This window comes from Patiriisocius sp. Uisw_017, from assembly GCF_047731265.1.
Classification (GTDB): Bacteria; Bacteroidota; Bacteroidia; order Flavobacteriales; family Flavobacteriaceae; genus Patiriisocius.
The window spans coordinates 2,804,119-2,829,206 of the sequence record NZ_CP159835.1 but is presented as its reverse complement, the minus strand read 5'-3'; the positions used below and the strand labels follow the sequence as shown (position 1 = coordinate 2,829,206).

The window sequence follows — 25,088 nt, the reverse complement described above, 5'->3', positions numbered from 1 at the left end:
ATAGATTTATAAATTATTTTGGACAAAAGTAATTTCACAAGGTGTTTTAATGGTGTCTCCCTATAATACCAAACAAAAAAAGTGTCTTCCTTTATCGGGAAGACACTTTTTATAGGATTAACATCAATAAAACCAGTAAGTTACATCAATCTAAAGAATTATGAAGTTTTTTAAATTCGGTAGGAGTCATTTGTGTACTTTTTTTGAAAGCAGTGTAAAAAGCAGCCTTGCTATTAAAACCTACGTCTAAGGAAATCGCAAATATTGTATCTGGTTTAAGCTCCATGAGTTTCTTTTTGGCTTCTTCAATTCTAAAGCTACTGATAAAGTCAGGAAAACTCATTTTTGCGTTCTGATTGATGGCCTGTGATATATGATGAATGGAGTGATCTAACTTGGTAGCAACGGTATTCAATTTTAAATCGAAGTCTAAGTACATCTTTTCCTTATTTACGATGGCCTTTATTTTCTCAAAAAGATCTGAAGAATCAGATAACGATGACTTTGCATATTTCTCAATAGTAGAGGTGGATAAATCTTCAAAATTTCCAGAATAAGCAAATACAGGAAAATGCATGATAGAAAATGCGAATATGAAGAAGAATATCGAATAGATAAGTGTTTCAAATTTTAGATAAAGGTTAAAATGACCAATATCCAAACTGCCTAGAATTGTGGTCGCAAAAACTACAATTTGCATGAGCACAATTGCAGCGATGATAATCTTAATCCACTTATAAAGGTTTTTTTCACTTTCATTTAATTCAATGAGTAATGGAGCCTTTTTTAATTTCTTATAGGCAAGAAACATAAGCGCAATATTGATAGCACTTACTAAAATATATTCCACTAAAACAAATACTCCGTAGTTTGAAGTCTCCAATACTTCCACAAAATCTTGTAAATTTTGATCGTGATCAAAAGGAAGGAATACTAAAATTCTGACCAAGGTATAACCAACAACGACAGGCACCCATTTTTTTATATTTATTTCAGATTTGGTATAAAGAGCGATGAAATAGTAAAATAACAATCCGGTAAAATGATAGAAAAAGTAGGTGACTCCCGAATAGGTTGCAGGTATTTGGTTATTGATGGAAAGATGGTAGTCTAATGCCGTAACCACATAAATAAAAACTAAGGAAGATAAAACATATCGTATCTTTTTATCGTTTCCTAGTCCAAATTTATTGAATAGAATAAAAACGATTAAGACCAATCCAAAAATGACACTTAACACAGGAAAAACACTTAAAACATTCATCCTGTAAAAATAAAAATTTGATTTTAAAAAATAGAGCGAAATTTTGGTTTTTATTCTAATCGCTTATAAGCAAAGGAAGAACTGCGAATATTTTGAGCTTTTTCACTAGGCAAGAGCTGGTTACAACGCTTTATATATGAAAAAGCAGCGCTAAAAATAAGCCGTTATTAATCTGATGAAACACAAGCCTAATTTTTAAATTTTTATTATTATCCTTTCTTCGAAATAAGCCCCCCCGACGGACCACTGCCCCATAAATTTAAAATATAATATAGGTATATTTCTACTCATCAAACCAATAATTTTGTTTGTAATGTGGATAAGGCAACTCATCAGGACTGTTGAATATAAACTCACTTTTTTCTTTTCCCGTAAGCCAATCAACCCAGCCCCATTTGCCATCTTTCTTTACAGCGAGTTTTGAAACACCATCGGCATCAAAACATTTGTAATCTTCATATTTGCAATCCACAGTTTGCTTGGCTTGCTCATCATAACTCCAATAAGAGAGATAAAAGCCTACTTTTTCATTATTATATACAGCAGTGTACTTTCCATTGAAGGAGTAAAAGTTTAGGCTATCGTATTGCATTGGGATTAACTCTTTTTTCTGATCATCTAAGAATTGGTACATCCCCCACTTTTTAGTTTTTTTGCTTCGTGCTTTTAAAGCACCATCTCCGTTATTAGGATCAAAAATAACAAGGTCGGCTTTCAAACTTCTTTTTGCTCGTTTAAAGGTTTCTAACATCCGACTCCCCATTCTAACCAATGGGACTTCCTCTGGGGTGTCAAATATTGGGTCTATAATATAAAACAAATCAAACCAATTGATTAAACCCCACTTATTACCTTTCTTAACGAGTATATAATCTTCTCCATTGATGTTTTTATGGATGATTTTATCAAATTTACAATGCACTCTATCACCAGCATCTTCAATTTCAAAAGGGAGTAAAAGAATACCGTATTTATCATTCTGCTTTACGATTTGAAACCGTGCTTCTGGTTCAAAAAAGCTTAGTGAATCAAATTTTGGCGAAATAAATTCTTCAAATGAGAAGTCTTCAATATCCATACCAGAATAAACGGTGTACAGTCCCCATTTTTTTGTGCTTTCCATTTTGGCTAATACCATTTCTTCTCCATAATAATCACGCAAAACCACCTCTTTGGCTTTCATTTTTTTGCGAATCTCTTTTGCTGAAATTTCTTGAGAGAAGCAGTTAATAGTAAAAAGTCCTATAAGAGGTATTAAAAATATTGTCTTCATAGTTTTTTTTTTACGAACGCCAACATATTTATATAAGGTTAGCTGCGTATTTTAAGCAAAAGAAATACTAAATAAAATACGAACGGTGAAAATCTCAAGGAATTTCCCAAGTGAGTTAAAAGGATTAATTAGTTTTATACGGTGTTAGCAAATGTTATTTTTCCAAAAGTAGTTTTTCAACTCTTTTGATTTCATCAAGCCAATATCGTCTGCTATCATTTCGTATTCCTTTTGCTATATTTTCGTAACTTAACTTATAATGTTCCAATGCGGTTTTTAGGTCTTTATTGTAGTTTTCTTCAAAAACCGCTCTTGAAAAATATCCAGTTTGTAAATCTGGGAAAAGCTTTGTATTTATTTCAGAGAGTTCTTTTAGTGCTAGCCAATTTTGCTCTTCAATCGCCAAATTTGCTAAGTCTTCAAAATCTAAATCGGTAAAGGTTCGGTTTGTACCATAGAAACTATTAGAAGTTTCAGATACATTTTTAATGAACTGCATTTTATCAGTACTCAAAATAAAATTTTCTAAATCAATATTATTTACTGGTTTATAAAAACTGAAAATATGTTTTATTGCATAAGGAATTGAGCGATTAACAAGTGAAGTATGACTTTCTTCTTTAAAATCATTAAATTTATACTCAATATTTTTAAAAGATTGATTTGAAGAATATTTTGATTGTAATGCTTTAATTGATTTTCTGTGATCGAGTAAATCATATTCAGAGGTAGATAAATAAACAAACTTTTTTTGAGCACCTTTTTCTATAGTACCAAAAAGTGTTTTGTCAAAATTTATCCCATTAGGACTTAATAAATTTAAGCGTCAAAATAATGATCGTTTTCGAGTATCATACTACTTATTTATGATGCAGTAAGTGACCCACCTAAAATAGCACTAAACTCGCCAATTTTATAATTAGATTTTAAATAGGGAAGTAGTTCTTCAGTTATAAAACCATTAAATAGTTTACTGTTTTTAGAGAACATACCTGTATCTTTATTCCACATTGCATCTTTACCTCTTATTAGATTGTATGTTGTTTCGTCCATTGAATAATTTTGATAAATACCGGCAATAATTGTTTCTGGAATTATTTCAAAGTCTGGGTCTGGGTCATACATTATTTCAGTATTTCCTGCAGTAAAATAAAAAGTATTTTCTGAATCTAAGACTAATATTAGTGGGTAAGTTTTACTATCAGAATCTTCATAAGATTTTGGAGTTAATAGTTATGTCAGTGTCAGATTGAGCATTTAAGTTTAAACCAAAAATCATTAATAACATAATCACTTTAATTTTTCTCACGATTTTTTCTTTTTAATATTTGCTAACAATTATATATCATCATTGGGGATATAACTAAAATAGATAGCAACATATTTCATTTTAGAAAAGTTTCCAAAGGACGCTGCCCGGTTTATTACGAATAGCCACCGTTCTTGTAGAAATATGAACTGGTTTAAAATAGGTGTCTTGCAAAAATATAACGAACACATTTAGCCAAGTCAATGCTTACAAAATAACTTAGCATTCAAGATCTTTTTAATAAACTTGCTTTTTCAATTGGTACTAATCTAGCGAACACAAAGCCTCTCTTTTTTTGAACACCAAACCAATATAAAAGGATTGCTAGCGGTCTAAAGTGTTGCTTATGAATCAAATTAGAGAATTCATCTCCGCCTGAAGGGATCCCGAATTCCTTCCGGCAGCTATCAGTACTCATTAACGGAGCATAGGCTTAAGCCCCATTAACAAAATGTTCAGTTTACTTTTATTGGTTTTATTACACTTCATACCAACGAATTGATCATCTTAAAACAAAAGATAATAATGGACTAAATGTGATCTAACAAAAAGTTTGTCTAGCAACAAAGAAATAGCGTTATTGTCACTAGATAGTGCTTTAAAAATAAAGAATACTAGCAGTTAAAAGTTTGATTTACAACAATTATGTTTATCTAATCTTTTAATTGATAGGACAAAAAAAAAAAAAAAAGTAGCTTTGGATATTGCTGCAAAGAAGTAACTTTACGGGGAAACTAAGATGACTTCTCAATGTTATCATAAGTGAGATAACTATATTAAAGGTAAACACATAACGAGTTGCGGTGCATCTTAGAAAACAACATTATTAACAGTATTGGAGATGATTTTTAATTCCGTAAATGGACAAAGTTTAAATGAAAAATGGTCAGCCGATTTTAGAACAAAACATTCTAGACCGTTCTTATTGAGGTATTTATTTATCACTATAAATCAATAGCGCTAGGGTATGAAAACAAAATTTTTAAAGCGTATGGTATTGTGGGTATTGGTAATCCCTCTCGTAGTTTTTGCTGCTATTTTGTTGATTGCTTTTGAAAAACAAGATGCCATTGTACAATCTCAAATCGCTACGCTTAACACCACATATAAAGGAAAAATCACTATCAGTGATTCCCATCTAGCCCCTTTTGCGAGCTTTCCAGATATTTCTATTAAATTCGATGATGTTACGGTGCACGAAAGCAAAGAACCTAACGCCGCTGTTATTTTAGAGGTTGCTACTATTTATATAGGGTTTAATCTGTGGGATATCGCAGGTGGCTATTATGACCTTCACTCATTAATTATTGAAGATGGTTTTTTTGATTTAGTACTCCATACTGATGGAATAACAAATCTTGACAATGCCTTAGCCTCTTCTGCTGAAAATGGGGATGAAAGGCCTTTAGATATTCATTTACAAAAAATAAAACTAAAGAACTTAGACATCCACCAGCGCGAAGAAGCCACTAATATGGATATAGAAACCCTTATTTATTGGGCTAAAGGAGGTTTTAATAATCGCAATGACCAAATCGCAGCACACGTAGACAGTGCCTTTGAACTCAATGTTATTGACAACGGTGACACGACCTATTTTAAGAACAAACATTTCGAATTTCATACAGATCTGGTTTATAATAATAAAAATGGTTTGCTTGTCTTTGAACCTTCAGGCATAAGGATGGAGCACGGTGACTTTCAGCTTCGTGGAACTGTAGACACCAAGAATGATATGACAGTGGATATTGCAGTGAGCGGAACAAAACCTAGTTTTGATATGTTTATTGCCTTTGCCCCCACAGCGCTAATTCCCGTTTTAGAACGCTACGAAAACGCTGGCAATATTTATTTTAACGCCACACTTCAAGGACCCATAACTAAAGGAAGACAGCCCTTTATAGATGCCCGCTTTGGTGCTTCAGAAGCGTACCTAGAAAATTTTGCAGTAAATAAAAGAATTGATGAAATGGGCTTCTCAGGTCATTTTACCAATGGGGAAGCTAGAAATTTGCAAACTATGGAATTTTCTCTGGCTGATATTACCGCTACTCTTGAGAAAGGAAATTTTGTGGGAAACATACAAGTGAAAAATTTTGAAGCACCCGAAATTGACATGCAGCTAGATGCAGATTTTGACATTCCTTTTATTGTTAGTTTTTTGAATCTGACTGAGGTAAAAGATGCAAAAGGCAGCGTAGAAATGAAGCTGAAGTTTCACGATATTATTGATTTAAATAATCCTCAAAAAGCATTGAATGATCTAAATCAAGCTTATTATGCGGAACTTAAAATCGAAGACCTAACGGTTAGCTCCAACGAGCTCTCAGCTCCATTAAAAGATTTAGATGTCCATTTAGTAATGAATGGAAAACAAGCGCAACTAAATAAGTTCAATATATCACTGGGCAATTCTAATCTGTCCATTACAGGATCGCTATCAGATTTGCCCGCTATTGTTCATCATAGAAAAAAAATGGTGAGTGCACAGTTAGAAATTAAGTCTGATGTTTTGGATATTGCAGAGCTCACCAACTACTCTGAAGCAGATAGCCTGGGGGTGAATGAGCGAATAGAGAATCTCCGTCTTGCTTTTTCATTCAATGCCCTAGGAGATGCATTTACAGAATTTAAGCACTTGCCCAAAGGGGAGTTTTTTATTGACAGTCTCTACGCAGATTTAAAACATTACCCACACACACTGCATGATTTTCATGCGGATGTTTTAGTAAAAGAGGATGATTTGAATGTTGTAGATTTTTCTGGTTTTGTTGACGAATCTGATTTTCACATCAACGGATTAATATACGATTATAGCTCATGGATGCAAGATGAATTGAATGGTGACATTAATTTTGACCTCACCCTAAAATCAAATTTATTGAAATTTGATAACCTGTTTTCATACCAAGGCGAGAATTATGTGCCAGAGGATTACCGCCATGAAGAAATAGAAGACTTAGAACTACATATGGAAAGTACCCTACATTACGAAACCAATGCACTGCGCAGCATGAAGGTTCAGCTCGATAAATTCGAAGGTACGATGCACGTCCACCCTTTGCGCTTTGAGAACTTTAAAGGTCTGTTTCAATATGAAGATGACCACCTAATGGTTCAAAACTTTAAAGGGAAAATGGGGCGCACCAAATTTGAAATTGATATGAATTATTATCTTGGAGAAGACAATTCTATTAAGAAAAGAGACAATTCATTCAGTCTAAAATCAGATTATATTGATTTTGATGCACTTTCAAATTACAATACCAAAGCAGCCAGTCAATCTAATGGCAAACCAGTACCCAAGAACAAAAGCGAAGATGTGCCCGAACATGCAGAAGCATTTAACATATACAAGTTACCTTTCACTGATATGCAATTCAGTTTTGACGTTGGACATTTTATATATCACAGGCTTGATTTGAAAGATATTACAGGCCAACTGCGCACAACCAAAGATCACCATATCTACCTTGATACTATTAGCTTAGATGCCGCTGGAGGACACATTGCTTTGAATGGTTATTTTAATGGTAGCGATCCAGAACATATCTTCTTTGAACCCAACTTGGAAATAGCCAACGTTGACTTAGACAAGCTTTTATTTAAATTTGAAAATTTTGGACAAGACGTTATTCTTTCAGAAAACCTACACGGCAAGCTAAATGCTAATATTACTGGAAAAATACGTGTGTATCCGGATTTTGTGGCTGATCTCGATCAATCGGAAGTACATTTAGATGCACAAATTTTGAAGGGTCGTATAGAAAATTACGATCCGGTTCTGATGATCTCTGATTATTTTGGAGATAAAGACTTAACTAAAATTAAATTTGACACGCTTCAAAACCACGTGGATATTATCAACGGCACCATAACAATTCCTAATATGACTATAGAATCCACTTTAGGGCATATGGATATTTCTGGAACACAGGATAAAAATAATGAAATTGACTATTATGTTCGTATCCCTTTGAGCGCAGTAATGAAAGCAACTCGAAATAAAATATTTGGCACAAAAGAAAAGGATGCTACAACAGAAGATGAGATCGTAAAACTTAATTCTGAAAAGAAAGTCAGATACTTAAACCTCAATATAAAAGGCACCTTGGACGACTACGACATAAAAGTTAAAAAAGATAAAAGGTAACTAGCTCTTAAACATATTCATAACGCCATTTTTAAAGATGGGAGTATGAGTAGTAGCGTAAAATCAAATTCATAAAATGCCATTATCCTAAAATGGCAAAAGATGAAAGGGTTTTTGACTTTGACTGTATATTACAATCGATGCGCAACATTATTGAGGCGTTGTATACGAGCGCTGCTTGGTTTATCCTTAACTTGTCGAAGGACACTGTTTTGTGAGCGGCGCACCCTGATCAATTATGGGGAAAGCGGTCTACTCAATTGGCAATTGTTTGTCTTTCTTTAATTGTTTTAACTCCAAGCAGGAGTAGCGTAATAATTAAGACAATAAAAAATGCAGTTGTCGAAGTACTTTTTATCAGCGAAAAGGTGTTGGTTGTTTTTACCGAGATCTCTGTCAAATAAGGGTAGTTATTTAACATTGTGATAATTCCGAAATTCTCGAAATAATCTACTATTCCCGCAATTATAGGTGTTTAGCATAGATACCTAAATGGGGAATTGAGCTTGTTAAGTTTTTTTAGAAAATATGCCAAAAGCAAACAGTAAGTCAGACCGAAAAGTAGCGGATAAATCATATCCACAGGTATCTGGTTTGTTAGATAAGTCTCGCGTCCAATCTCTCCGAGGGACTTGAATAATTCGCTAACATAATTCAAGTCATATCCCATTGGCATCATATCTAACAATCTCATTCCTTTGGAGAATTCCATAGTTTTGGGAATCGTAACGATCAGCATAAAGGCGTAAACCGCATTGGTTAGAATAAAAAGTCTTAAAACTTTTTTTCCTGATACGTTCTTTTCCAAAAATTGAGTCTGTCGTTTCATTTTTTTAAAATCATGCTAAGGTTAAAAGCATGTTCTATTTGGTGAAAATCGTTTGCGAAACGATTGCGTAATCCAACTATTTTACAAATGCAATATACTCATTTTGTATGATTTATGTTTTTTTTGTGCCCTCTCAAATTAAAAAAAGGGACTGTAGTCTAGCTTTGGTAATAATTGATTCACCAACTTTTAGGAGAGGTTCAAACCTATGGAATATACACCATTGCCTATAATCCATAGGGGAATAGAACTAAATTAACCAAAAAAATAAACCCGAAGGAAATCCATAAAACTTTATGGGTAAGTGATAACCTAGTAATGAGTATATGTGGTTAAATTAACCCTTAACCGTCTTTTTATATGCCCAATATTTATGAATTGATTATCATAAAATGCTTTATAAACTATTCAAATCCAACATATATAACACCAAAGAAGATCTAAAAATATTGATAGAATCATTGCAAGAACGTTATTATCGGATTATGGACGTACAGCTACCTCCAGATAATAAAGCAGCCTATTTTAATTTGTTTACTAATAAAATATATAATTTGCATTAACGGGAGGTCCACAGGCGAGATTACTCTAAAACCTCAAAAGCCTGAATGGCAGCATTGGGCTCCATAATCGTATACTCCTTCCAGAAATCAGGATCATACTTAGATAAATAACTGGGTTTCACGTCTGGGTTTTCTGAGGCTTGTTTGAAATCATCATCCGAAATATTTTCTGAAGAAAACACCACCAACTCATACTTGCTAATATTGGTAGTACCAATATCTAAGTGAAGTGCCAACTCGTTCTGCTTGCGTCTGCCTTTAACATGTTTGTTCTTTTCAATGACATTAAGCGGTCTATCCACGCCAAAAGTAATCCCGTCTTCCAATTCCATATAACTAACTCCATAGCCCCCTTTGCTTTCTTTGGCAAACAACATCTTTCCTTTAAATACAGAACGGCTGTAGCTAATGCCCAGCATACCAAATTTGTTCAACGGACGGACATTTTCAAACTCCAAACGCATAACGGCATAGTCTTGTGCGTTTACATAGAGTACGCCCTTAAATTTTTTCTTCCCCTTGGGCTCAAAACCTATAATGTACACTGCCGAATCATCTATAAAAGTGTAATCTTTATGCGTAAACTCGTAACGGTTGGATTTCTCCAGAATGTCCAACTCAGAATCTTCATTAAAAAATAGCTGTTCGAAAAGTTCAGAAATGCGATCTTTAAGATCAGCCTGAAAACCAGTTTTTTCAGGCGTGTCAATTTCAGCTTTTATAATGGCGGTCTCTTCTTTATTTTCATTTGAAATGGAATCTAATTCGATCTTGGTGCCGATAAGTCCCGAACGTATTTTTAAATAGGAATCTGGTTTTACATTCTCTTTAAAAATTCGTTCTAACCTATCTGAAAGCCCGTCCATAGATATATCCTTATTCTTATCGTACAGCTCGGCTGCCTTATCGATATGCAGTTTGTTCGAGTTATAATCACCATAAAAGTCCCCTACAGCTTCCTTGTAATACATAGATTTTCTAGGTATAGAAGCAGCAATCTCATCGAAAAGTTCTTCATTTAGTTCGTCGATAGATGACTTTTTAAATCCGAAATCAACCTTAGTCATGATGTTAAGATCGCTCTGTCTAAAAAAGATTTTCTTCTTAGATGGGGTAATGGTATAATTTGCAAGCGTGTTTTCTTTCACTTTTTCAATGACTTCGGTAGCAGTTAGTGGGTTCGCATTTAGAAACACTTCCGCCAACTCAAAGGTTTTAGGTACTAAAGAGATAGTGGTTTCCCCTCTGGGTTGCCATAGCCCTACTTTTTCGTAACCCATAGAAGAAATAAAAATAGAATCTTTGATACTTACCAGCTGCCGCTCGGTAATCGCAAACACACCCTCGTCGTTGGTGATAAGCCCGCTATGCTTTCCTGTGACTACGGTAGCAAAGGGAATAGGCGCTCCTGTCTTTGCGTCGACCACAGTCACTGTTAGGTGTTGACTTCTTAACTGGTTGATTCCTAAACTTAGTACTAAAAAGACAAAAAAGATTCTCATGACGGATTGTTTTTTATATGGACGCAACTCATTAAGGGTTGGTTGCCTGCGTATTGAAAACGAGTGAGTGTAAAAGTTGTTACTTCTGCAAGAACTTTTAAAATTTCTTTTAATAAACTTACCGTTATGCTTCAAGCAAACAATCATTTTACCAGGATTTATTTCTAAAAACATCAAAATTCATTTTATGTGTTATAAAAATAATACAAGTTTTATATATTGGATTCAAGAGAAATATATGAAAGAATTATAGCCCGTTAGGCACTACCAGTTAAGAACGTCAGAAACACACAAGTAAAAAACGATCACTAATCGCTAAAGGTAACGCTCTTCTCAAAATCAATCTCACACCGCCTTTGGGACATACCAAGACCAATTTGTACTAATAATTTTAATGTTCTATTCGTTTTGTATTCATTTAAAATTCTCGAAAATGAATTTGTAAATAACCGAACGGTACTGTTTATTTGCAGACAAAAAAAAGGTGAATGAAGTCTTTACTTGTTATTCTTTCTAATGTAAGATATTTTGCAGTTTCATGGGTGTTTTCATCTATGAATATATTAATAGGTACTTGGATACTTTATTTGCCACATATTAAAATGAAATTTGGGTTAAACGATTCACAAGTTGGTTTAGCCTTATTTTTTACGGCATGTGGTTTAATTGTTTCAATCCCCTTTGTACCCTATTTGAATAAAAAAATAGGTACAGGACGCTCAACTAAAATAGGGGTCATTATTCTCGCCCTACTTTTTAATTTCCCATTATTAGCTCCTAATTATACTTTATTATGTGTTGGCCTATTTCTAACAGGAATTTTTTCTGGATTTACTGCTACTTCAATGAATGCCTTGGTTTCAATAATAGAAAAAAGCGATAAACAAAATTTCATGTCAGCGGCACACGGTTTTTTTAGTTTAGGTGGATTTATTGGGGCAGGAATAGGTAGTTTTTTAATTACAAGGTTTTCAAATCCTAGTTATCATATGTTGTTGATGTCTTCATTCGTAATTTTAACAACATATTTATTGTCAGATAATTACAAAGATATAATAGAACCTAGACAAGAAAAGAGTGCCAAAAATACCAATATCTTTAAAAACATAAAGCCTGTTTTAGGTTTGTCAGTAATTGCTTTTATAATTATGTTTAATGAAGGAGCTGTTGAGCATTGGAGTAATTTGTTCTTGTTTGATATTGTTCAAGTTTCAGAAAGCAAGGCGGGTCTAGGTTTTGTGATTTTTTCGCTAGCGATGACCTTAGGAAGATTTTTAGGAGATGGTGTAAGTAAAAAAATAGGAGCAATCAGGACGATAAGTTATGGCTGTATAGTAGCACTTGTGGCCTATTCTTTAATATTAGTCGCTAACTTTTATCTCAGTGTTTTAGGTTTTGGGGTTTTAGGTCTCGGGATTTCTGTAATAATACCTGAAATTTTTAGATTGGCTGGTAAAACAAAGCATCTTAATACCTCTGTTGCTATTTCAGTTGTTTCTGGAATAGGTTTTATCGGGTTTCTTATTGGTCCTGTTTTATTGGGTTTTATTTCAAATTTGAGTACTTTAGTTATGAGCTATATCTTTTTATTGATATCAATATGTATGGCCTTTAGTTTAGTTGTATTTCTTTTAAGCCGAAAGGATAAAACCCATTAATTCAAAAAAAGAATACCGGCAAGAAGATTAATTTTGATTGGCATTAACCTTTATTCTTAAAACCCCTGCTGATAACCTAAAAAATTATGTTACATTCATAATGTCTTTTAAACAGTTAAAAGGGTTCTTATGACTACAACACAACCACAACATCGTTTTTTTTAAGTTTGTTTAAGTTTTATTTCTCACTTATTCTATTGGTCCGTTAACCCACTACTTATAACCATTGCGGATAAATAGTAACAACAATATTGAAATTTACTCGTATGTATGTTTTTTATATGCCTTTGTTTAGCGAGAATTAACTGAATACATATATTTTTAAACTTCAATAAGTCAGACTTGTCTATTTAAAAGTGATTTTAAAATTGTAAGATCTGAATATTTTTACTCTAATATAAAATAATTTACTATGAAAAAAACTACACTTTTAAAAAGCGATTCGAATTGCAAATTTTCAAACAAACTATTAAACGTTTCAAAAATATTTAGCATTTTAAGTATTTGTTTATTTTTTAATATGAGCCTTGTTTATGGTCAAGTTGATTTAGCCGTGAATGGCGGGTTTGAAACAGGCGATTTTACAGGATGGGAACAATTTGAAGAAGGAACACAAGTTGTAGGTGCATTTGACCCTACTGAAGGAGCTTTTGCTGCAAATATTAGCAATACCTCGACGACTGCTGCTAGCCTTATTAAAAATGCTAATATCGGTATAGGTGTAGTGATGCCAGGTCATAATATTACTGTTACATTTGATGCTCGTGGAAGAATAGAAGTTGGTGGAGTTGCGTTCGCTGAGTTATTTTCAGAATTGTCTGGAGGTGGAACATCTGCCGCTGTTTTATTCGGTGGAGGTCCTTTAGCACTTAACGTAGATCCTGATATCTGGACAAGTTTTTCATTCAGTACAGTAGCTGGACCAGATGTTAGTGGTGGTATTACACTACAATTAAATTCTACAATAGGTGGAGCTACGGGTTCTGTAGCTGATATTTTCTTTGACAATGTTAAAATCATCGATGAGGATGCTGCTTTAAGTGTTAATGACAATACTTTTAATGCTCAGAACTTGAAATTATATCCTAACCCAGCATTAAATACACTAACTTTAAACAATGCACGATCTATAGCTTTAAAAAATGTATCTATTTACGACCTTAGTGGACGTTTGCTACAAACTAATGATGTAAGTGCAATGGGAACTGAAAAAACACTTGATGTTTCATCTTTGGGGACCGCTACTTACTTAGTTGTTATCCAAACGGAAACAGAAAAAATAACAAAACAATTTATCAAGCAGTAGTAATATTCTGTACATTATCACATCTAATAACCTCCTGTTTTACAAATAGTAAGCAGGAGGTTATTTTTTGTACGCTATAGTAACATAAATGTATCTTTCTCTATGTACTCATTAGCAGCAATTCGTTTATAAAGTGCTGAGAAGTCAATTCGATGCTTAGGTTTTCTTCGACCAAAAAAAAGGCACATCAACATCACCCTGAAAAAAGCCAACCTGTTCGTTTCAGATTTTTTTTGCTTCCAAAAGTTTGATGGAAATATGCTGGTTTTTCACTTTGCTTAGATATTTTTAATTCCTCTCGTTAGCCGTTATAACATTAACTCTATTTTAAAAGTTATATGTATTCCACTTATATTTTATCTTGTTAGCTATAAATAGAAAGCAGTGCTATCAATAATGAAACAATTAACATTGCAGTTTCGCTAGTAAATAATCACCTGTTTTAAAAATTGTCTTGCCTTGTAAATTAAAAATTGCAATACTAATAGTAGTGCTCAAAATGATTGTAAATGTCAATAGATACTCATTAACAAATGAATAGAGATAGGTGGTTGCGTGTAAATTTTTCCCATTAAACTCACCTGTCGCCTACTACTCTTACATTAATTGCTTTTTAATAGAAATATGAGTCAAAACTTTTTTTTGACAGGAAATTACAGTCTCAAACGGTGGAATAGCAAAAGCTACTAAACCCAACTCTAGCTTTTTGCGCGGAGTTATTTGATAATTATCCACTAACGGATTTAAAATTTCAATTCCTTGTTCTTGATAATAACCCAATTGTTTAGCAACCAATATTCCTATATGGCTTATGTTAGGTATCCAGTCTAATGCTATTTTTAAAGTCCTCATTTTTAGTTTAAAATTACTAATAATACATTGTTGCATATGTATTTACAACTTTCTGTAAGCATATTGTCTGCCAAATTTAAAAAAAACGTGATATTGGAAAATTGTTCTGCAAAAACCGAAGCTTTTAGGCCTTGCTAGCTATTGGCTACTATCCCCAAGTAGGCCACTGTAGGTTATAGGATTTTACAAAGTAATTTAATTATTGATTGTGCTTCTCTTTAAAATGCTTGGTTCCCGTAAAGTGCCTTTCCCGTTTCCTCATATTTGTCACCAAGGGTCCAAACTGGTGTTTTTGAATCATTACCAATATTGCGTCCAGATAGTACATAGGCTCTAAAAAATTTAAGTAAATAATCATAATCTAAGGTATCTGCTTCATCCCCTGGCTTGTGGTAATACTTGGTGACGTCGTCATTAAAAGCAATAAACCCTAATGAAAATGTGGGTGATGGAATTCCTTTTTTAGCAAAATGTATATTATCGCTTCTGTCAAATAAACCTTCTTCTGGTGCTGGATCATCAATTGCTGTTAATCCAAATATGGTTGCTGCATCTTTAATGTTCTGTGCTGCTGTTGTTCTTTGTAATCCTATAATCGTTACTAAAGAAGTATCGTTATAGCCGCCATTATCACTATTAAAGCAATAGACCATCTACTTTAATGGAAGTGCCGGGTTTTTAACATAAAATTCACTGCCTAAAAGACCTTTTTCTTCACCCGTAAATAGTATAAATAATGCCGAACGTTTTGTAGGGTACTTACCTAAATTTTCTGCCATACTCAAAACAGTTGTCGTGCCAATTGCGTTATCTCTTGCACCATTATAAATCGTATCGCCAGTTTTATCTGGAGTACCTATACCCACATGATCATAGTGTGCAGAATAGATAATATATTCGTTTTTAAGAACTGGGTCTGTACCTTCTATAACACCAATGACATTCTGGGAGATCACAATTTCTTCTTTCTCTTCCCCTATAGCAATTTTAGCACTCGCTTTTTTAGACGCAATCAATTGTTCAGCCATTGCACCGCCTTTATCTAAAACCCAGATGTGAGGTGCTTGTTCATCATAACTTTTATCTTCTTCACCTTCCTCATTTTCAGCAAGCAACAATTGCGATGAACTAAAATTATGACCAATAAAACTCCAAATATTTTCACCTACATCTAATAACTCTATAATTGCTGTTACTCCTTTCTCTTTGGCTAATTGTTGCTTTTTAGACCGCAATCCAAACGCAGCCCGAGTATCTCCAATGTCAGCACTTCCTGCATTAATAATAATAACTTTGCCTTTGACATCTTTATTTTTATAATCGTCTTCCAGTCCAAAATTTAAGAATGTAGCCCCTCCTTCTATGTCAATAGGAGCTGAAAAAACAAAAGCGTAGTCTTCCATTTTTTGATTATTAATTTCAATAGAAGCTTCCGTAGGTGGAGAAACCTTTTTAAGCTTCACATCTTGGTAATAAGTTCCAGTTTTAGGGTTTGGTTGTGCGCCATAACGGCGAAAAGAGTTTGCTAGGTAATAGGCTGCAATCTTAAGCTCAGGTGCGCCCGTAGCGCGTCCTTTTAAAAGATCGTCAGCTAAAAAGTAAATGTGCCCCTCTATATCAGATTTATTAACCGTTTAAATTACTTTTACTCTTTCAGATTGACCAAGAATTGTAAAAGCGCTCAAACACGTTAGCAATAAAAATCGTTGTTTCATTTGTGTATGCTTTTTATAGTGAATTGTGTTTTTATTGAGGAATTTTTTTTGGGAATAATTGAATCATTGATGAGCGGTTGCTTTTGATGATGTAAAATGAAAAACTTATCACCAAAGGAAATATAATCTAAGAACTATTAATGTGTGTACTGTTTTCTTGTCTCTAAAAAATATGATCTAGATTGTCTTTTTCTATTTCTGTGATCAAGTTAACCAAGTTTAGTTGATCTTCTTTTGTTAATTGATTAAAAAGTTTATCCCCTTCGCTTAACATTTCAAGCCCTATTTCAAGTCCTATAATTTGACTTGGTGAGTACGATTCTTCTTTCTCTCTCATGACCAGGATTAAATACTGAATAATCTCTTTAATTTTTTGTATAACTACTTTATCGTGTAAGATTTCAAATAGAGATTGGGAATCGTTGATAAATTTTTCAATTTCAGCACGAGATAATAACTTTATAAGCTTGTTAATGGTTGCAAGATTGTAGGGCGCTACTATGTTATTTTTAATGGCTTCTTCCACCAAGTTATTTTCAAAATTTGATGCTGCTCTAAACGATTTCAAGGCATCAAGTCCTGCCGTTAGTATTTTGGGTAGATGTCTCCCATATCGTAAGATTAGTTTGACAGCATCTAATAAAATTCGTACTAGTTTTTGGGGATGCTTGATGTAATTATCAAGACTTTCAAAAGCCTCGTTTAATTCTGCTCGCCTATTAAATGGTGGATACATGTAATTCAGGAAATAATTCCTTAGTTCTGTAACTGTTTCCTCAGTGATCGTTTCGGGAAGGCCGTAGTGATCCTTAATATTTTGATATTGATATCTTTGATAAATAGCGTTTCTATATCCTTCAATTATTTCCTCCAAAATTTTATCTCTGCTCATCTAATTGTATCTTCTTTTTATATTTGCCTAATTTGAATCATAACATTTTAGTAGATTAACTATAAGCTATTGAGCTGTAATAAAATTCAATTCTTAAAGTCTTCGATATTTAAATTATGATCAATTGCTGAAAAAAAATGACCATTAGGTCCGTCATTTTCGATCAATATTGGGGCAAGTGCTCCAGGTAAAACTTCTTCTACCGCATGGTCAGCGTTGGAGCCCCCTAAATCAGTCCGCAACCAGCCAGGGTCAAGTATATTTATTCGAACATTAGTCTTATCCAGCTTAATTGCAATATCATCAGTAAGTTTATTGACCGCGCATTTTGAAGCACCATAAGGGGCAAGTTCAGGCTCCTCTTTTATGCCAGAAGTGAGATTAACCACCCGTCCAAAACCATTTTCTATCATGGGTGGAATAAATGCGGCACTCAATTTATACATTGCATAAACATTTACTTTAAAACTACTCATCCAATCATCAAAACTATGGCTCCAAAAGTCCTGACGATAGGGAGACATGATAGCGGCATTATTATATAAAATATCAACACTAATTTTAATGTTTTTCACTTGTTCTATCAAATCATCCACTTGTGACTCATCAGATAATTCTCCAAATACACAATAGACGTTAACGTTAAACTTCTCCAACTTTTGCAGGGTTTGAATGCATCTTTCAAGGGTTCTTCCGTGTACAATAATATTGCATCCTAAATTAGCCAAACCTTGTGCGACCTGTTGACCAACTCCTCGGCTTGATCCAGTTATGAGCGCATTTTTGCCTTTAATCTCTATCATACTATTATTATAAATGAAAATTTAATTGGTTAGGATTTAAGGAAACACAAAAAGCACTTGATTTATATAATTTGTCAGACTAAATAAGGGCACTCCTTCTAAATAATATAAATGCCTGTAAATATAATAAGACTTAGGGAAAAACTATGAACGAATAGTAGTTGCTTGCGTGCGACCAAGAAGATACTTAATAGAGAAATTTAAGCGTAAAAGCAGCCCTAATTACTGTGTACCAAAAACTCTTAAAAAAGGTATTTGCAATTGCAAAATCAGGATTGATATATGATGATCCTTAGAGAGGCACTTTAGTAGAAAATTAAATGTTTTTTACCACAGTACTTTTTAAGGGTGCTGTTTATATCTCAAAACAATTATCTTCTCTATAGAAAATAGTGGTTTTCCATTCTTGATGGCCAATAGGCCCAACACCCTGAAATTCAAGTTTTTTGAATTGGTTTTTTTCTAAAAAATCATATGCTTCTTGGTATATAAGTCTGTCAGAGTTGTCAAAAATTATTATGCCATCTTTTTTTAAAGCTTTAAGGCTATTTATTGTGCATTGCACCCGCTCTCTTCCATCAATGATCAAAATATCAAATTCATTGTCATACTCCAGTATTTTAGTGCTGTAGGTATTGTTTAACGTTTTTAATTGGTATGAAACATTGCTTATAGAACCAATTTTTTGTACCATAGTATTATAAAAGTCAACATCATTCTCTATTGATATGATTCTTTCAACTCTAGAAGAAAACCAAAGCGTTGAATTTCCACTTCCAAATTCAAATACATTCATCGGTCTTAAATTTAGTTTTTGACTTATAAAGTGTATTGAAGAATAGGTAAGCCAAGGTATTGGGTCCCCGTTTATATCCAAAGGCTGATGTAAATACCTGCTTTCAAACCATCCTTTTGGCTTGAGGTATTTTATTGAAAAAAAATAAGCTTCTAAAAGTCTAGAGCTCCACCTATTTAAGCGTAATAATCTTTTTATCATAATGTATTCTTGTATGCTTTATCTCGAAATACGGCTACCCGTTAAAATTGTCCTGATAACTATTTTATTTATGCTGGTATTTTAAATCCCATATTTGGTGTTTTAAAGTCTAAAGGCAAATGTAATCTTATTTCGTTGTACAATTTGATTGCATTTTTTATTGCTCTTTTTGGGATTAGACATCATAGTTCTTTCATAATAAAGGAAACGTCTGGCAAAAGAAACTTAATGGATCCTTTACACACTCCGTATGGGATTGGTAATAAGTCAAATATAAAAGTTTTGTTATTTTCATTATCAATTTGTAAAACGTTGTATTTACTATCCTGCTTAACTGTACAATCGTTTGTCTGTAAATTTTTTTAAATTGCCACATAACTAACTAATAATGATTAAATTACAGTAGTTTCAACACCGTTCGTTCTTTGTTTATAAACTTTACAAAGGTAAGTCTGTTTTTATTTGAGAACGGGAAGGCATTTGTCTACTTTTGTATGGTATTTGGTTTGTTACTAATTATATTATTGGAAACAATTAAAAGGGAATCAAGTAAAATGATGGGAATACCATCTAATAAACTTGAGCTGTTCCCGCAACTGTAAGCTTAGTTCCGTGAATTCGGGACGTCCGTAATTATAAACTTCAAAATCCACTGTCCACAACTAGTTGGGATGGGAAGGAATATTACGGGACGTGAGCCAGGAGACCTGCCAATGTCATTTTAACTTAAAACAGACAGCTTTCGGGTAAAAGGCTTTGCGTTTATGAAATTAGTATTGTGCCTTTTATTTTTTGGCCTTAGTTCTAACTTTGTGCTCTATTCCCAGACAGGTCCTGTAAATGTCTTGGGAGAAGTACTCCTTTCTAATACTCGATTAAGAGATTCTGTCTACACAAATAATGTTTTAGTATTAAATGACAGTGTACTCCGTATAAATCAAGCATCACTTACTAATTTACTTAATTTCAACAGTACGGTATATTTGAAGGAAAACGGCCTAGGCATGGTTTCTTCTCCTTCTTTCCGAGGTACAACCGCTTCCCAGACAGCAGTTTTATGGAATGGCATCAACATCAACTCTCAAACAACAGGGCAAACAGATTTTAACACGATTAACACACGTGGTTTTAATAGTATTGAAGTTACTCCTGGCGGTGGTAGCGTTGCAAATGGTAGCGGCGCTATAGGCGGCTCCATTAACTTAGTTAATAAACTAACCTACGATACCGGCTTTACAAACCAACTTTTCCTTAATTATGGTGAGTACAATACCTATGGAATCGACTACCAAACCCAATATGCTTCCAAAAAGACAAGTATCACGCTGGGAGTCTCCAGAAATGGATCAGATAACGATTACCCGTACCCTGAAACAGACCAAATTAACCAAAACGGGCAATACCACAATACCAATTTAAGCCTTGCTTCTGGATACAAACTAGACAAAAATAATACGATACATATATTTGCAAATATCTATAAAGGCCGAAGAAATTTCTCAGTGCCTACACCCAATGCATTGCAGACAAAATATACCGATTTAAACACCCGTTCTCTTGTGGAGTGGGAAAGTATCATCGGCGATGTAGTTTCAAATTTAAAAGTCGCTATGACTACTGAAGAATATGAGTTTTTCGCAAACATTGACAATGATTTTTTCACCTTCGGAAACGTGGAAAGTTTTATTGCGAACTACAAATTAGAGTATTCTTTTTCTCATAAAATGTTGCTTTCTTTAGGGGGTAATTACACACACAACAGCGGTCGTGGTTCTGATATACAATCTGAAAGCAGAAACCTCGCGGCAGCAACCCTAAGTTTTAAACATGAAGTTTCAGCGTCTTTTTTATATGAAATAGGACTGCGTCAGGAGACCAACGAAGACTTTGGCAATCCACTACTTTATTCTGCAGGCATTCGCTATAAGGTCTCCCCTTTTTATCAATTGAAGCTCAACACTTCAAAAAACTTCAGAATTCCTACTTACAACGATCTATACTGGTCAGGCTTGGGCGATCCCAATCTAAAACCTGAAACATCGTATCAAGCAGAAATGAGCCATATTTTTTCACATAAAAAAGCATCCCTTTCTATTACTGGATATTTTAATCAAGTGACAGATTTGTTGCGTTACATTCCTGGAACTGATGGGATTTTTAGACCCGAAAATACAAACGATGTTCATATTTATGGCTTGGAAAGTATTTTCAGCTATGAAAAAAAAATAGCCAATCATTCTATTACTGTAAATGCTACCTATGCATATACCGTTTCAGAAAATAAGGAAACCGAAAAACAACTTATATATGTTCCATTTCACAAATTCACAGCAGCAGCAGGCTACAGATATAAAAAGGTTTCTACCTATTATCAATACCTAAATAATGGTGAAGTTTTCACGACTACAGACAACACTACAGCAAATATTTTAGACAGTTATATGGTTGCCAATTTAGGAGCCGAATATGCCTTGGGAAATGAGGGTAACTATAAAATAGGCGTACAGCTATTAAATCTTTGGAACGAGGCCTATGAAAGCGTCCTAAACAGACCGTTGCCAGGACGAAATATTAATTTTTATCTCAATGCAAATCTTTAAATTATGAAAAAGTTAATTTTTAAACCTGCGGGTCTACTGCTGTTTATTTTAGTTTTTACGGTTTCGTGCACAAGTGATGACCGTGAAGAGGTTGTCCAAGAACTGCCCCCGTCTGGTGCGTATACTGAAGGTATGTTTATATTGAATGAAGGCGGTTTTGGCTCTTCCAATGCTACGGTCTCATTTTTAGATAGCGATAGAGAGGTGTATGGCTCTATATTCTCAGGAGTCAATAATCGAGGTTTGGGAGATGTAGCACAGAGTATGGGTTTTTACGGTGAGCGTGCCTATATCGCAGTAAACAACTCTTCAACAATAGAAGTCGTAAACCGAAACACCTTTGAAAGTATTGCCACCACGACTGCTATGATAGTAAACCCACGCTATATAGAATTTAGTGGAAATAAAGGATACATAACCAATTGGGGAGATCCCAACGATGTGAGCGATGATTATGTGGCAGTACTCAACTTAGCAACAAATCTAGTAGAAACAAAAATCCCTGTTCCAGAAGGCCCCGAAAAAATACTATTTCACAATGAAAAATTATATGTGGCGCATAAAGGAGGGTATGGCTATGGAAATACAATAACAGTAATAGATGTTATAACACAGCTTGTTACTTCAACTATTGCAGTAGCAGACGTACCATCTGGCATGGTCATTACTAATGGCTCTTTATATGTTTTATGTTCTGGAAAGGCGCCTTTTACCCAAGACGAAACGGTAGCGGAATTATTTAAAATCAATACCGCTACAAATACAATTGAAGCCTCGCTTACCTTTCCCATAGGTGTCCATCCCAGTTTTTTAGAATTAAACAACAACATTCTTTATTATACTATAGAAGGGGCCGTTTTTGCGGCGGCTATAAATGATTTTCAACTTCCCACCAGTCCTTTGTTTCAGCCATCGAGCAATGGTCTGGAAATCCTCTATGGTTTTAAGGTTACTAATAGCACTATTTATATAGCAGATGCGAAAGATTATGCCTCGAATGGTGAGGTCTTTATATATAATATTAATGGTGCTTTACAGCAACAATTTTCAGTAGCAATTATTCCAAACTCATTCTATTTCAACAATTAAAAAAACAAATTATTATGAAAAATTATTACAAAAAATCAATAGCAATTATCGCGGGACTTCTATGTACGGCATCCTCTATTTCTCAAGACTTTTCAGAAGGAGTTCTTGTTTTAAACGAAGGTCTTTTTGGTTCTGAAACAGCATCTGTATCTCATTTTGATGAAACTGGAACACTTCAAAATGATATTTTCCGAACTCAAAATGGTGGAGTAGATTTAGGAAACACAGCACAAGGGATGGGTTTTAGCGATGATTTCGCCTACATCGTTCTAAATGGTACTGCAGCAGTAAAAGTTATAGACAGAGTTAGTTTTGAATTGGTTGCAACGATTACAGACCAGATGGTGAATCCTCGAAACATTGCTGTTTTTAATGGCAAAGGGTATGTGACCAACTGGGGCGATGGTGCCGTAGCAGATGACGATTATGTAGCGGTAATCGATTTAGCAACGAACACCGTTATAGAAACAATACCTGTAACAGAAGGTCCAGAAGAAATTATACAACAAGGCGGTATTTTATTTATTGCGCATCAAGGCGGTTTTGGTTACGGGAATACCGTTTCGGTAATCGATACGGCGACCAATGTAGTAGAAAGTATTCCTGTGGGCGATGTTCCATCTGCACTTCGCATAGATGAAAGTAATTTATATGTACTTTGTAGTGGAAACCCAGATTTTTCTGGAAACGAGACGGCTGGTTCATTAATAAAAATAGATTTGACAGATTTTCAAAATAGAGAAGAGTTCGCGTTTCCTGAACTAGAACATCCTAAGTTTTTAGGAGTTGATAACACAGACGTCTATTATCTACTGAATGCAGATATCTATAAAATGGCACTCACAGCAACTGCTTTACCTACGACACCATTTATAGATACCGCATCTCAAAATTTGATGGTTCCTTATAGTTTCAATAAAATAGACGATCAATTATACATTGGTGATGCCATTGATTTCGTAAGCGACGGAAAAGTATTTGTATATGGAGAAGATGGAACTTTTGTTTCAGAATATACTGTTGGATCTCTACCTAATGGTTTTTACAACTACGAAGAAGAAGCCTTAAACACACCAAATTTCGATACTTTATCCATCTCTTTATATCCTAATCCAGCTTCAGAAAACTTTAGATTAAATACTTCGGAAAATATTAAAATAACGATGTTTGATATTTCAGGGAGATTGGTAAAAGAAATGTTATATACTAGTCAAGCTATCTCGGTTGAAGGGTTGAAAGCAGGTATCTACCTAGTACAACTTGAAAACAAAGGAACTTTTAGCACTCAAAAATTAATCGTAGAATGAAAAAAGTAGCGCTAATCTTGTTTTTTACAAACATTGTTCTGTATGCGCAAAGTTATCCGCCAGCAGCAGGACAACCTGGTTCCACAGCCATTCCAGCTAACAGTCAGCTGCTTGTTTCTTGGGCTACTGGTATTGAGCTAGCCCGTGGCTTTGTAGATATTTCAAATCCCAGTACTGAACACAACGGCAGCAATTACGCATCCTTTGGAGAACCCGAGGATGCGTTGGGGCCAGCAGCAAATAGTGCTGTGAGCTTAGGTGATGCTGGGGAGGCTGTTCTCACATTTGGAGTACCCATTACTGATGGACCTGGATTTGATTTTGCCGTGTTTGAAAATAGCTTTAGCGACACTTTTTTGGAATTGGCTTTTGTCGAAGTAAGTTCAGATGGAATTAATTATTTTAGGTTTCCATCGCACAGCGAAACTCAGACCAACACTCAAGTAGAAGGCTTTGGAAATCTAGAGCCAACATTTCTTAATAATTTCGCAGGGAAATATCGTGCCCTTTTTGGAACCCCCTTTGACCTTTCAGAATTGCAAGAAAATCCGCTATTAGATAAAAATAGTATTACGCATATCAAAATAATTGATGTTGTAGGCAGTATAAATCCTCAATTTTCGAGCTATGATAGTCTTGGCAATGCCGTTAATGATCCCTTTAACACTCCGTTTTTTACAGGAGGATTTGATCTCGCAGCAGTTGGAGTTCTAAATGAGCAACTATTAGGGATTGTTGAAGAACAAGTTCTCGCACTTAAAATATACCCTAACCCAGTTTCAACGCAGTTATTTATAAATGCACCATACCTTATCAAGATACGCATTTATGATATGCAAGGTCGCGAAGTCTTTTCAGGTACTAAAAAAGGAAATGATGGCCTTGATGTTTCGAAATTTGAGAATGGGATGTATATCCTGAGAGCAAATCACAATGGGGTAATAATACAGCATCGGTTTATAAAGAGTTCGTGATA

General features: G+C 34.3%; 15 protein-coding genes, 2 pseudogenes and 1 riboswitch. Of the genes and pseudogenes, 7 read left to right on the top strand and 10 right to left on the bottom strand.

What is annotated here, in order from left to right; genetic code table 11:
• Positions 1 to 145: 145 nt before the first annotated feature.
• The 4 genes and pseudogenes from ABXT67_RS12750 to ABXT67_RS12735 form a co-directional block, all read right to left on the bottom strand.
• On the bottom strand, positions 146 to 1,264 hold the full coding sequence (locus ABXT67_RS12750) for a helix-turn-helix domain-containing protein (protein WP_415374428.1): 1,119 nt from the start codon (positions 1,262 to 1,264) through the stop codon (positions 146 to 148).
• Positions 1,265 to 1,547: 283 nt separating this feature from the next.
• A complete protein-coding gene (locus tag ABXT67_RS12745; protein WP_415374427.1) occupies positions 1,548 to 2,537 on the bottom strand; it encodes a WG repeat-containing protein in 990 nt (329 codons plus the stop codon).
• 154 nt (positions 2,538 to 2,691) lie between these two features.
• Positions 2,692 to 3,051: a hypothetical protein gene (locus ABXT67_RS12740; protein ID WP_415374426.1), complete on the bottom strand. Its 360-nt coding sequence runs from the start codon at positions 3,049 to 3,051 to the stop codon at positions 2,692 to 2,694.
• Between the two features lie 350 nt (positions 3,052 to 3,401).
• Positions 3,402 to 3,752 (bottom strand): annotated as a pseudogene (locus tag ABXT67_RS12735) (hypothetical protein); the annotation flags it as partial.
• Positions 3,753 to 4,813: 1,061 nt separating this feature from the next.
• Between ABXT67_RS12735 and ABXT67_RS12730 the strand changes: the two are divergent.
• Positions 4,814 to 7,999 carry an AsmA-like C-terminal region-containing protein gene (locus ABXT67_RS12730; RefSeq protein WP_415374425.1) on the top strand — a complete coding sequence of 1,062 codons (3,186 nt, stop codon included), beginning with the start codon at positions 4,814 to 4,816 and terminating at the stop codon, positions 7,997 to 7,999.
• Between the two features lie 1,412 nt (positions 8,000 to 9,411).
• Here ABXT67_RS12730 and ABXT67_RS12725 read toward each other — a convergent pair.
• Positions 9,412 to 10,893: a carboxypeptidase-like regulatory domain-containing protein gene (locus ABXT67_RS12725; RefSeq protein WP_415374424.1), complete on the bottom strand. Its 1,482-nt coding sequence runs from the start codon at positions 10,891 to 10,893 to the stop codon at positions 9,412 to 9,414.
• Positions 10,894 to 11,381: 488 nt separating this feature from the next.
• Between ABXT67_RS12725 and ABXT67_RS12720 the strand changes: the two genes are divergently transcribed.
• A complete protein-coding gene (locus ABXT67_RS12720; protein WP_415374423.1) occupies positions 11,382 to 12,551 on the top strand; it encodes an MFS transporter in 1,170 nt (389 codons plus the stop codon).
• Between the two features lie 412 nt (positions 12,552 to 12,963).
• A complete protein-coding gene (locus ABXT67_RS12715) occupies positions 12,964 to 13,857 on the top strand; it encodes a T9SS type A sorting domain-containing protein (protein WP_415374422.1) in 894 nt (297 codons plus the stop codon).
• Between the two features lie 597 nt (positions 13,858 to 14,454).
• On the opposite strand, the gene ABXT67_RS12710 is transcribed toward ABXT67_RS12715, so the two are convergent.
• The 5 genes and pseudogenes from ABXT67_RS12710 to ABXT67_RS12690 all read right to left on the bottom strand — a co-directional run bounded on the left by ABXT67_RS12710 (position 14,455) and on the right by ABXT67_RS12690 (position 19,116).
• Positions 14,455 to 14,709 carry an ABC transporter substrate-binding protein gene (locus ABXT67_RS12710; protein ID WP_415374421.1) on the bottom strand — a complete coding sequence of 85 codons (255 nt, stop codon included), beginning with the start codon at positions 14,707 to 14,709 and terminating at the stop codon, positions 14,455 to 14,457.
• A 218-nt stretch (positions 14,710 to 14,927) separates the two neighbouring features.
• A pseudogene (locus tag ABXT67_RS12705) lies at positions 14,928 to 16,112 on the bottom strand (M28 family peptidase).
• Between the two features lie 475 nt (positions 16,113 to 16,587).
• Positions 16,588 to 17,316, bottom strand: a complete 729-nt coding sequence (locus tag ABXT67_RS12700) for a hypothetical protein (protein WP_415374420.1) — start codon at positions 17,314 to 17,316, stop codon at positions 16,588 to 16,590.
• A gap of 86 nt (positions 17,317 to 17,402) precedes the next feature.
• Entirely contained in the window at positions 17,403 to 18,119 is a 717-nt protein-coding gene (locus ABXT67_RS12695) for an SDR family NAD(P)-dependent oxidoreductase (protein ID WP_415374419.1), read from the bottom strand.
• 355 nt (positions 18,120 to 18,474) lie between these two features.
• A complete protein-coding gene (locus ABXT67_RS12690) occupies positions 18,475 to 19,116 on the bottom strand; it encodes a hypothetical protein (RefSeq protein ID WP_415374418.1) in 642 nt (213 codons plus the stop codon).
• A gap of 485 nt (positions 19,117 to 19,601) precedes the next feature.
• Positions 19,602 to 19,846, top strand: a riboswitch (cobalamin riboswitch).
• A gap of 34 nt (positions 19,847 to 19,880) precedes the next feature.
• Between ABXT67_RS12690 and ABXT67_RS12685 the strand changes: the two genes are divergently transcribed.
• From ABXT67_RS12685 to ABXT67_RS12670, 4 genes are read left to right on the top strand one after another with little or no spacing between them, the layout of a single operon-like run.
• Positions 19,881 to 21,716 carry a TonB-dependent receptor plug domain-containing protein gene (locus ABXT67_RS12685; RefSeq protein WP_415374417.1) on the top strand — a complete coding sequence of 612 codons (1,836 nt, stop codon included), beginning with the start codon at positions 19,881 to 19,883 and terminating at the stop codon, positions 21,714 to 21,716.
• A gap of 3 nt (positions 21,717 to 21,719) precedes the next feature.
• Positions 21,720 to 22,805, top strand: coding sequence for a YncE family protein (locus tag ABXT67_RS12680; RefSeq protein ID WP_415374416.1), 1,086 nt, complete (start codon positions 21,720 to 21,722; stop codon positions 22,803 to 22,805).
• A 14-nt stretch (positions 22,806 to 22,819) separates the two neighbouring features.
• Positions 22,820 to 24,112, top strand: a complete 1,293-nt coding sequence (locus tag ABXT67_RS12675; protein ID WP_415374415.1) for a DUF5074 domain-containing protein — start codon at positions 22,820 to 22,822, stop codon at positions 24,110 to 24,112.
• A complete protein-coding gene (locus ABXT67_RS12670; protein WP_415374414.1) occupies positions 24,109 to 25,086 on the top strand; it encodes a T9SS type A sorting domain-containing protein in 978 nt (325 codons plus the stop codon). The genes ABXT67_RS12675 and ABXT67_RS12670 overlap by 4 nt, the downstream gene beginning before the upstream one ends.
• The last annotated feature ends 2 nt before the right edge of the window (positions 25,087 to 25,088 follow it).

Excerpts from the sequence above, each read along its gene's own strand:
- ABXT67_RS12750 (WP_415374428.1), bottom strand. The coding sequence starts at position 1,264 with ATGAATGTTTTAAGTGTTTTTCCTGTGTTAAGTGTCATTTTTGGATTG.
- ABXT67_RS12745 (WP_415374427.1), bottom strand. The coding sequence starts at position 2,537 with ATGAAGACAATATTTTTAATACCTCTTATAGGACTTTTTACTATTAAC.
- ABXT67_RS12730 (WP_415374425.1), top strand. The coding sequence starts at position 4,814 with ATGAAAACAAAATTTTTAAAGCGTATGGTATTGTGGGTATTGGTAATC.
- ABXT67_RS12725 (WP_415374424.1), bottom strand. The coding sequence starts at position 10,893 with ATGAGAATCTTTTTTGTCTTTTTAGTACTAAGTTTAGGAATCAACCAG.
- ABXT67_RS12720 (WP_415374423.1), top strand. The coding sequence starts at position 11,382 with ATGAAGTCTTTACTTGTTATTCTTTCTAATGTAAGATATTTTGCAGTT.
- ABXT67_RS12715 (WP_415374422.1), top strand. The coding sequence starts at position 12,964 with ATGAAAAAAACTACACTTTTAAAAAGCGATTCGAATTGCAAATTTTCA.
- ABXT67_RS12710 (WP_415374421.1), bottom strand. The coding sequence starts at position 14,709 with ATGAGGACTTTAAAAATAGCATTAGACTGGATACCTAACATAAGCCAT.
- ABXT67_RS12700 (WP_415374420.1), bottom strand. The coding sequence starts at position 17,316 with ATGAGCAGAGATAAAATTTTGGAGGAAATAATTGAAGGATATAGAAAC.
- ABXT67_RS12695 (WP_415374419.1), bottom strand. The coding sequence starts at position 18,119 with ATGATAGAGATTAAAGGCAAAAATGCGCTCATAACTGGATCAAGCCGA.
- ABXT67_RS12690 (WP_415374418.1), bottom strand. The coding sequence starts at position 19,116 with ATGATAAAAAGATTATTACGCTTAAATAGGTGGAGCTCTAGACTTTTA.
- ABXT67_RS12685 (WP_415374417.1), top strand. The coding sequence starts at position 19,881 with ATGAAATTAGTATTGTGCCTTTTATTTTTTGGCCTTAGTTCTAACTTT.
- ABXT67_RS12680 (WP_415374416.1), top strand. The coding sequence starts at position 21,720 with ATGAAAAAGTTAATTTTTAAACCTGCGGGTCTACTGCTGTTTATTTTA.
- ABXT67_RS12675 (WP_415374415.1), top strand. The coding sequence starts at position 22,820 with ATGAAAAATTATTACAAAAAATCAATAGCAATTATCGCGGGACTTCTA.
- ABXT67_RS12670 (WP_415374414.1), top strand. The coding sequence starts at position 24,109 with ATGAAAAAAGTAGCGCTAATCTTGTTTTTTACAAACATTGTTCTGTAT.